This is a genomic window from Acidovorax sp. KPB24-03 (assembly GCF_057546605.1).
Map to the genome: position 1 here is coordinate 1 of NZ_BAAJYR010000491.1, position 2,250 is coordinate 2,250.

Below are 2,250 nucleotides of genomic sequence, written 5' to 3' on the forward strand. Positions count from 1 at the left end.
CTGCGCAGCGCCGACGGGCGACCCGCACCCGGGTCGTCGCGGCCGCGCGAGGCGCTTTCGAGCCCTTTGTGCAGGGCGAGGCGGTGCGCTTCGGCGCGGCCTGCTGGCGGATCGCCGCGCAGGCCGCGGCGGGTGGCACGCAAGGCTGGCGTTAGAGGGCCGTGGCCCGCCTCCTGGCCCGCTGCGGGGTGAACGATCGCCTGCCGGCCGCGCTGAACGTGCAGAACGTGTTCGACCGCAAGGACATCGCCGCGATGTCGGGCTGGTGGTATTCGGGCAGGTACGGCGCGCCGCGCAGTGCGCAGGTGATGACGGCGCGCTACCGGTTCTGAGCCGGCGGGCCGAGCGCGCCGCCGCCGCGTTGGCGCGCCACCGTCGCACCATGAAAAAAGCCCTCCGGAGAGGGCTTTGGCGTTGCGCTGGGCGCGAAGGGGGCTTTTCAGCCGCCCTTCTTGGAGCGCTTGCCGGGGTTCTTCTTGCTGCGGGTGGCGACGCCACGCTCCAGGCTCACGCGCTGGCCGCGGCCGGGGGTGGCCAGGGTCACGCCGGGCAGTGGCTGGGGACGGGGGGTGCGCTTGCGGTCGGCTTCGGTAACGATCTTGTTGCCCATTTGGGAGGCTCCTGGAGAGAAAAGTGAAAAACACGCTATTAGGCCACATCGTGCAGCCGTGCCCGGTGCGGGCCGTTTCCGCCCCCGCCGGGGCGCTGGGAAGTGCAGGGGGCCGCGCTCAGTCCGGCAGCACGGCGGTGGCCTCGATCTCGATGCGCGCGCGCACTTCCATGAGGCCGGCGACCTGCACGCAGGCCATGGCCGGAAAGTGCCGGCCCAGTACTTCTCGGTAGGCGGCGCCCAGCTCCTTCAGGCGCGCGTTGTATTCCTCGCGGTCCACCACGTACCAGGTCATGCGCACCAGGTGCTCGGGGCCGGCGCCGCCGGCCTCCAGCACGGCGCGCACGTTCAGGAAGGTCTGGCGGGCCTGGACGATGAAGTCGTCGCTCTCGAACTCCTGGCGGGCGTTCCAGCCGATCTGGCCGCCCACGAAGAGCAGCGTGCCGCGGGCGGCCACGCCATTGGCGTAGCCCTTGGGGGGCGCCCAGTCGGGCGGTTGCAGTCGGGTGTGCAGGGTCATGTCTTGGGGGATGGAAGTGGGGCGTTGGCGGCCGCAGCGGCCGCGCTGTCGCGGGCCAGCGCGGCGGCCTGGCGCAGCTTGAAGCGCTGCAGCTTGCCGGTCTCGGTGCGCGGCAGGGCGGTGGCGAACTCCACGATGCGCGGGTATTTGAAGGGGGCGATGCTGGCCTTCACGTGGTCCTGCAGCGCCTTGGCCAGGGCGTCGTCGCCGGCATGGCCGGGGCGCAGCACGCAGATGGCCTTGACGACCATGCCGCGCTCGTCGTCGGGCACGCCGATCACGGCGCACTCGGCCACGGCGGGGTGGCGCAGCAGGGCATCCTCGACCTCGGGGCCGCCCACGTTGTAGCCGGCCGTGATGATCATGTCGTCGTCGCGCGCCTGGTAGAAGAAGTAGCCGTCGGCGTCCTGCACGAAGGCGTCGCCGGGGTGGTTCCAGCCGTTCTTCACGTAGTTGGCCTGGCGCGCATCGTCCAGGTAGCGGCAGCCCGTGGGGCCGATCACGGCGAGCTTGCCGACCGTGCCGCGCGGCAGCTCGCGCCCGCGCCCGTCCACCACCTTGGCCTGGTAGCCCGGCACCACGCGGCCGATGGCGCCGCGCCGCACTTCGCTGCCGGCCGACGAGATGAAGATGTGGAACATCTCGGTGGCGCCGATGCCGTCGGTCATCTCGATGCCGGTGGCGTCCTTCCACAGCTGGCGCGTGGCATCCGGCAGGGCCTCGCCGGCACTCACGCAGGTGCGCAGCGCGGGCAGGCCCAGGGCCTTGGCGAAGGGTGCCATCTGCCGGTAGAAGGTGGGCGCGGTGTAGCAGACGGTGGCGCCCACCTCGCGCATCAGCCGCACCATCACCTCGGGGGTGTAGGGCACGTCGGGAAAGTACACGCTCGCGCAGGCGGCCATGGGAAAGAGCAGCAGCCCGCCCAGCCCGAAGGTGAAGGCCAGCGGCGGCGAGCCGACCACGATGTCCTCGGGCGTGGAGCGCAGCACATGGTGCGGCCACGCGCCGCAGGCCGCCAGCACGTCGCGGTGGCTGTGCACCGGCGCCTTGGGATGCCCCGTGGTGCCCGAGGTGAAGGCCATGAGCGCGATGTCGTCCGCCGCGGTGGGGCAGGCGGGCA

General features: G+C 72.0%; 4 protein-coding genes. 1 reads left to right on the top strand and 3 read right to left on the bottom strand.

The genetic code is table 11. The features are described 5' to 3' along the window. The first annotated feature begins 161 nt into the window (after positions 1 to 161). A complete protein-coding gene (locus AC27KI_RS23035) occupies positions 162 to 332 on the top strand; it encodes a hypothetical protein (protein WP_487116029.1) in 171 nt (56 codons plus the stop codon). A gap of 107 nt (positions 333 to 439) precedes the next feature. Here the strand turns inward: AC27KI_RS23035 and AC27KI_RS23040 are convergent, their stop codons facing one another. From AC27KI_RS23040 to AC27KI_RS23050, 3 genes are all read right to left on the bottom strand, one after another. Then, a complete protein-coding gene (locus tag AC27KI_RS23040; RefSeq protein ID WP_272567028.1) occupies positions 440 to 610 on the bottom strand; it encodes a hypothetical protein in 171 nt (56 codons plus the stop codon). 118 nt (positions 611 to 728) lie between these two features. Next, on the bottom strand, positions 729 to 1,130 hold the full coding sequence (locus AC27KI_RS23045) for a RidA family protein (protein ID WP_487116031.1): 402 nt from the start codon (positions 1,128 to 1,130) through the stop codon (positions 729 to 731). Further along, on the bottom strand, positions 1,127 to 2,250 hold a 1,124-nt coding region (locus AC27KI_RS23050; RefSeq protein ID WP_487116033.1), incomplete at its 5' end, for an AMP-binding protein. The genes AC27KI_RS23050 and AC27KI_RS23045, both read right to left, overlap by 4 nt.